The organism is Methylopila musalis (genome assembly GCF_042679725.1).
GTDB classification, from domain to species: domain Bacteria; phylum Pseudomonadota; class Alphaproteobacteria; order Rhizobiales; family Methylopilaceae; genus Methylopila; species Methylopila musalis.
In genome coordinates this window covers 1-6,181 of the sequence record NZ_JBHTMX010000172.1, presented here as the reverse complement: position 1 = coordinate 6,181, position 6,181 = coordinate 1, and the positions used below count along the sequence as shown (strand labels likewise).

The 6,181-nt window shown below is 72.2% G+C and carries 5 protein-coding genes and 2 pseudogenes; 5 read left to right on the top strand and 2 right to left on the bottom strand.

Annotated elements, in window-relative coordinates:
- Positions 1–187, bottom strand: a pseudogene (locus ACFQ4O_RS14125) (hypothetical protein); the annotation flags it as partial.
- The gene (locus ACFQ4O_RS14120) at positions 187–1,104 is read right to left on the bottom strand and encodes a LysR substrate-binding domain-containing protein (protein ID WP_378776417.1); all 918 of its coding nucleotides are present in this window, start codon (positions 1,102–1,104) and stop codon (positions 187–189) included. The gene ACFQ4O_RS14120 and the pseudogene ACFQ4O_RS14125, both read right to left, overlap by 1 nt.
- Before the next feature lie 169 nt (positions 1,105–1,273).
- On the opposite strand from ACFQ4O_RS14120, the gene ACFQ4O_RS14115 reads away from it, so the two are divergent.
- From ACFQ4O_RS14115 to ACFQ4O_RS14095, 5 genes and pseudogenes are all read left to right on the top strand, one after another.
- Positions 1,274–2,440, top strand: a complete 1,167-nt coding sequence (locus ACFQ4O_RS14115; RefSeq protein ID WP_378776415.1) for an ABC transporter substrate-binding protein — start codon at positions 1,274–1,276, stop codon at positions 2,438–2,440.
- Between the two features lie 82 nt (positions 2,441–2,522).
- Positions 2,523–3,398 (top strand): branched-chain amino acid ABC transporter permease, encoded by an 876-nt coding sequence (locus tag ACFQ4O_RS14110; RefSeq protein WP_378776413.1) that lies wholly within the window; start codon positions 2,523–2,525, stop codon positions 3,396–3,398.
- Entirely contained in the window at positions 3,395–5,212 is a 1,818-nt protein-coding gene (locus tag ACFQ4O_RS14105; protein WP_378776411.1) for a branched-chain amino acid ABC transporter ATP-binding protein/permease, read from the top strand. The genes ACFQ4O_RS14110 and ACFQ4O_RS14105 overlap by 4 nt, the downstream gene beginning before the upstream one ends.
- The gene (locus ACFQ4O_RS14100; RefSeq protein WP_378776409.1) at positions 5,209–5,973 is read left to right on the top strand and encodes an ABC transporter ATP-binding protein; all 765 of its coding nucleotides are present in this window, start codon (positions 5,209–5,211) and stop codon (positions 5,971–5,973) included. The genes ACFQ4O_RS14105 and ACFQ4O_RS14100 overlap by 4 nt, the downstream gene beginning before the upstream one ends.
- Positions 5,970–6,181, top strand: a pseudogene (locus ACFQ4O_RS14095) (amidase); the annotation flags it as partial. The gene ACFQ4O_RS14100 and the pseudogene ACFQ4O_RS14095, both read left to right, overlap by 4 nt.

The window sequence follows — 6,181 nt, the reverse complement described above, 5'->3', positions numbered from 1 at the left end:
AGGCCTGCGGCGCGGTCAGCGCCAGCAACCCGGCGTCGTGCAGGGCGCGCAGGTTGCCGAGCGGCAGGCTGGCCTCCCGGTCGTGGCGCTCGGCGGTGGCGGCGATGGCCGGCGCCAGCGCCTCCACGGCCCGAAGCGGGTCCAGACCGCCGAAGACGGAGGACGACAGCGGAGCGTCGGCGCGCATCAGGCGAAGGCCCGGCTGCTGGCGGGAGCGATCCGCGATCCCGCCACCGAAGGCGCGGCCGCGACGGTCGCCTCGAGCACGTCGATGAAGCGCTGGACCGAGCGCGACGGCGCGCCCGCCGTGCGCAGCCGCAGGCTGGCCCGGCCGAGCTCCGGCAGGCCGCCGGCGGCGAGGATCTGAAGCCCGGCCGGCACGCTGAGCGGCGTGCGGACGGTGACGCCGAGTTCGGCGGAGATGGCGGCCCAGACCCCGCTCAGGCTGCTGCTGGTGAACACCGAACGCCACGGCCGGCCCGCCGCCTCCAGCGCGCCCACCGCCTTGGCGGCGAACAGGCAGGGCGCCCCCATGAGCACGAGGGGAAGCCGGGCCTGTTCGTTCGGCGCGAAACCCGCCGGAATGATCCAGACGATGGGGAACTCCGCGATGGCGCGGCCGTTGCGCGGCGCGCCCTCGTCCCCGAGGCACCAGTAGAGAACCACGTCGAGCGCGCCGGACTCGAGCGCCTCCAGCAGCACGGCGTTCCGCTCCACCCGCGCCTCCACCGCGATGGTGGGGTGGGAGCGCGCGAACCGTCCGAGCAGGTCCGGCAGCCACGTCTCGGCCAGATCCGGCGGAAGCCCCACCCGCACCCGGCCGGCGACGTCGTCGCCCGCCACCGCCGACAGCGCCTCGTCGTTCAGGTTGATGAGCTTCTGGGCGTAGCGCAGCAGCGTCTCGCCGGCCTCCGTCAGGTGCAGGCCGCGCCCCGCCTTGCGGAACAGCACCTGCCCGGTCTGCTGCTCGAGCTTGCGCAGATGCAGGCTGACGGCGGACTGGGAGCGGCCCACCAGCTTGGCCGCGCGTGCGAAGCTGTTCAGCTGCACCCCGGCCACGAAGCTGCGCAGCACGTCGATTTCGAGATTGGTCGGGTGGGACATCGTCGGCCTTTTCGCCCTGGCCGCCGCGCCGGCGGCGCCGCGAACCATGCATTTTCCCTGAAGCGTCGAGCAGCAGAACTCATTTGTGCCAATACGTCCATATGGACTAGATCACGTCTATCAAATTTATCGACTTATGGCTCGCATGGGCCATTCGGGGACCTCCACCATGAAACGCCTCGCGACCGGCCTGCTTCTCCTCTCCGCGCTCTGGAGCCCATCCGCCCTGGCCCAGGCGGCCGAGCCCTGCATCGGCGCGTCGCTGGCCGTCACCGGCCCGGCCGCCTTCACGGCCAAGGCGATCCGTCAGGGGGCGGAGACCGCCATCGACGAGATCAACGAGCGCGGCGGCGTGCTGGGCAAAAAGCTGCGGCTGGTGGTCTATGACGACGCCGGCGCGCCCCCGCGCGGCATCGAGAACGTCCGCCGCATCGCCCAGTCGGACAATTGCATCGCGGTGCTCGGCGGCTTCCACACCGGCGTGGCGCTGGCGCTGCGCGACCACGTGAACCAGATCGGCATCCCCTATGTGGGCGTGATCGCGGCGGGCACGGCGGTCACCGAGTTCGACGGCAACAAGTGGCTGTTCCGGGTGTCGATGAAGGACCGGCTCGCGGCCGCTTACCTCGCGGACGCCGCGCTGGAGCGCTCGCCCGCGAAGAAGGTGGCGCTGCTCTACGAGAACACCGGCTTCGGCCAGGGCGCCGTTCCGGACGTGACGGCGGCGCTGGAGAAGAAGGGCCTTGCGCTGGTCGGCAAGGAGACGTTCAACTGGAACGACGCCGACATGACGCCCCAGCTGATCCGTCTGCGGGACGCGGGCGCGGACGCCATCATCCTCTACAGCATCGACCGCGAGGCGAACCAGATCGTCCGCGGCCTCGACAAGATCGGCTGGAAGCCGGTGGTGGTGAGCGCCTGGGGCAACTCGTCCTCGCTCGGCCAGCTCGCCGGCCCGCTCGCCAACGGCCTGATCGTGGCGCAGACCTTCTCCTGGCTGAACGACCTGTCGCCCAAGGCCCAGACCGTGTGGACGGCCATCGCCGCGAAGAGCGGGCTCAAGGATCCGTCCGAGCTGATCTTCGGCAGCGCGGTCGCCAACGCCTATGACGCGCTCAACATCATCGGCGAGGCCATCCGCGTCGGCGGCGCCTATGACCGCACGGCGTTCCGGGACGCGCTGTTCAAGGTGCGGCACGAGGGTCTGGTGCGAACCTACGATCCCGCCTTCGCCGACACGCGGGAGGGCCACGACGCCCTCACCCAGGCGAACTACATCCTCGCCGCCTGGCACGACGGGGTGCTGAAGCCCCTGTCCAAGACCCCCTACAAGTGACCATCGCGGGCGCGCCCGCCCCCGGTCCAGCCGCCGTCGCGGCCCGGCCCGGCGGCGGGCCGCGCCGACGTCCGGACCCCACATGACCTCCTTCGTCCAGCACCTCGCCGGGGGCCTGTTCCTCGGCTCGATCTACGCGCTCGTCGCCATCGGCTATTCTCTGATGTGGTCGACGACGAAGGCGGTGAACTTCGCCCATGGCGACAGCCTGATGCTGACCGCAGTCGCGACCGTGCTGCTGCTCGGCGCCGGCGCGCCGCTCTGGCTCGCCGCAGGGATCGCGCTGGCGCTGGTCGCGGTCTACGGCGCGCTGGTCCACCGCGCGCTGGTGCAGCCCTTCGCGGGCGCCGCCAACACCAGCGGCTGGATCCTCGCCACCATCGCCACCGGCGTCATGATCGAGGCGGCGGTGAACGTGCTGTTCGGCTCGCTGCCCCGGCCGCTGCCCTCCCCGGCGGTTCAGTCGCCGGTCACGCTGCTCGGCGCGTCGCTCTACCTGCAGGAATGGATCGCGCCGCTGATCGTGCTCGCGATCGCAGCCTTCGTCAGCCTGTTCCAGCGCCGCACGCTCGTCGGCCGCGCCATGCGCGCCATCGCCGAGAACCCGGACGCGGCCGGGCTGATGGGCATCGACGCCCGGCGGGTCGCGACCCTCACCTTCGCGGCCAGCGCCGCGCTCGGCGGCGTCGCCGGGCTTTTGGTGGCGCCCATCATCCAGGTGCAGGCGCAGATGGGCGTGCTGATCGGCCTGAAGGGCTTCGCCGTCGCCATCGCCGCCGGCGCGGGCTCGCTCTGGAGCGTGGTGCTGCTCGGCGCCCTGTTCGGCGTCGGCGAGCAGTTCGTGTCGGCTTACGCCGGCTCGGGCTTCCGCGACGCGGCGGTGTTCGCGCTCGTCATCCTCCTGCTGCTGCTGCGCCCCGAAGGCCTGTTCGGCCGGCGCGAGGTGAAGAAGGTATGAGCGACGCCCTCAAGACCACGCTCGGCATCGCGGGCGCCGCGGCGGTGGTGCTCGCCGCGCCGCAGCTCGTCGCGAACCCGTACCAGCTCGGCATCGTCACCATCTTCTTTCTGTCGGCGACGGTCGCGCTCGGGCTGAATGTCCTCGTCGGCTTCAGCGGCCTGTTCTCGCTCGGACAAGCAGGATTCTACGGCATCGGAGCCTATGCGGCGGCGCTGATCTCGCTCCGCTACGACCTGCCGCTCGCGCTCGGCGTCACGCTGCCCGCGGCGGGGGCCGCCGCCGTCGCCGCGGCCCTCGCCTATCCCACAGTGCGGGTGCGGGGCTTCTATCTCGCGGTCATCACCATCGCCTTCGGCGTCGTGGTCCAGAGCGGCGCGGTGGAATGGGTGTCGCTCACCGGCGGGCCCATGGGCCTGATCGGCGTGAAACTGCCCCCGATCGTCTGGGGGCTCGAGCGCCTGACGCCGACCGGGCTCTATTACGTGATCGGCGCGGTGTTCGTGGGCGCGCTGGCCCTCACGCGCAATCTGGCGCGGTCGCGCTACGGCCGGGCCTTCCGCGCCGTCGCCCAGAGCGAGACCGCGGCCCGCGCGCTCGGCATCGACCCGGCGGCGACGCGCACGCTGTCTTTCGCGCTGTCGGCGGCCTTCGCCGGCGCGGCGGGCGCGCTCTACGCCTATCTCAACCAGTATGTCAGCCCGGAAACCTTCGGCTTCCTCGATTCCGTGCGCTACCTGCTGATGGTCATCATCGGCGGCGCGGGCACGTGGCTTGGGCCGGTGTTCGGCGCGGCTCTGCTCACCGTGCTCCCGGAGGCGTTCCAGAGCCTCGCGGAATGGCAGACCTTCGGCTACGGGGCGCTGCTCGCCATCGCCATCTTCTTTGTGCCGAACGGCCTCGTCGGCCTGTTCGACAGCGCCGTCCGCCGCCTGCGCGACCGACCGCGGGCGCTGGAGACCGGACCGTGGCCGGCCGAGGGCGTCGACCTGACGGACATCCTGCCCGCGCGGCCCGCGGCCGACGTCCCCGCGCTGGAGATCCGGGGCGTCGGCGTGCGCTTCGGGGGACTGACCGCCCTGGACAATTTCTCGGGCGAGGTGCGCGCGGGCTCGGTGCACGGGATCATCGGCCCCAACGGCGCCGGCAAATCCACGCTGCTGAACGTCATCTCGGGCTTCTACCGGCCCTCCGAAGGCGCCATCCGCCTGTTCGGCGAACCGCTCGATCCGAACGGCGGCCACGCCCGCGCAGGCCTCGCCCGCACGTTCCAGAACACCGAGCTGTTCGGGGACCTGTCCGCGCTCGACAACGTGCGGGCCGGCTTCCACGACGGATCGCGCGCCAACCTGATCGACGCGCTGCTGCGCTCGCCCCGGCAGATCCGCGAGGACCGCAGCGACCTCGACCGGGCGCGCCGCCTGCTCGCCTATGTGGGCCTGAGCGACTTCGCCGACGTGCGGGCCTCGCACCTGCCCTTCGGCCACCAGCGCCGGCTCGAGATAGCGCGGGCGCTGGCGCTCGGGCCCCGCGTGCTGCTGCTGGACGAGCCCGCCGCCGGCCTCACCCATGCGGAGATCCTCGGCCTTGGCCGGCTCATCCGCGACCTCGCGGCGCGCGGCGTGACCGTGCTGCTGGTCGAGCACCATGTGGACCTGATCTTCGCCGTCTGCGAGCAGGTCACGGTGCTGGACTACGGCAAGCTCGTCATGTCGGGCGCGGGCGAGGAGGCCCAGCGCGACCCGCGGGTGCGCGCGGCCTATCTCGGCGCCGCGCCGGTCGTCGAACACGCGGCGGAGGCCGTCCAGCCATGAGCGGCGCGCTTCTCGCCATCCGGGGGCTCGAGGTGGCCTATGGCCACATCGCGGCCGTGCGCGGCGTCGATCTGGAGGTCGGCCCGGGCGAATTCGTCAGCGTCATCGGCGCGAACGGCGCCGGCAAATCCTCGATCCTCAAGGCGCTGGTCGGCGTCACGCCGCTCGCCCGGGGCTCGATCGCCTTCGCCGGACAGGAGATCGGAGGCCTGCCGAGCCACCGCATTTCGCGGCTCGGCCTCGCGCTCGCGCCCGAAGGCCGGGGAATTTTCCGCGCCCAGACCGTGGAGGAGAACCTGCTGCTCGGGGCCTACGCCCGCCTGCGGGCCGGCGATCGCGCCGTCGCCGCCGACGTGGAGTGGACGCTCGGACTGTTTCCCCGGCTGCGCGAGCGCTTCCGCCACAGCGCGGGCCTCCTTTCCGGCGGCGAACAGCAGATGCTGGCGATCGCGCGCGCGCTGGTGTCGCGGCCGAAGCTGCTGGCGGTGGACGAGGTCTCGCTCGGCCTCGCGCCCGCCATTCTGGACCAGCTGTTCGCCGTCCTGTCCCAGTTGAACCGCGAGGGGCTGGCGATCCTGCTGGTGGAGCAGATCGCCTCGCGCGCGCTCGCCGTGACGAACCGCACCTATGTGGTCGAGCAGGGCCGGATCACCCTGTCCGGCCCGTCGCGGACGCTCGCCGCCGACCCGAGGGTGATCGAGGCCTATCTCGGCGCGCCGCTGGACGATGGCGCGCGATCGGCTCAGGAGGCCCGCCCATGACCGCGACGGCGGAGCTCACCCTGACGGCGCTCGTCGCCCACATCCGCGACGGCGACGTGAGCGCGGAGCAGGCCACGCGCTCCTGTCTGGAGCGCATCGAGCGGTGGAACCCAATCCTCAACGCCTTCGTGGCGGTGGACGCGGACCCGCCGGTCGCGCAGGCCCGCGCCGCCGAGGCCGCGCGACGGGCCGGCGAGACGCTGCCGCC

Coding starts and splice junctions, on each gene's coding strand:
- ACFQ4O_RS14100 (WP_378776409.1), top strand. CDS start 5,209: ATGAGCGGCGCGCTTCTCGCCATCCGGGGGCTCGAGGTGGCCTATGGC.
- ACFQ4O_RS14115 (WP_378776415.1), top strand. CDS start 1,274: ATGAAACGCCTCGCGACCGGCCTGCTTCTCCTCTCCGCGCTCTGGAGC.
- ACFQ4O_RS14110 (WP_378776413.1), top strand. CDS start 2,523: ATGACCTCCTTCGTCCAGCACCTCGCCGGGGGCCTGTTCCTCGGCTCG.
- ACFQ4O_RS14120 (WP_378776417.1), bottom strand. CDS start 1,104: ATGTCCCACCCGACCAATCTCGAAATCGACGTGCTGCGCAGCTTCGTG.
- ACFQ4O_RS14105 (WP_378776411.1), top strand. CDS start 3,395: ATGAGCGACGCCCTCAAGACCACGCTCGGCATCGCGGGCGCCGCGGCG.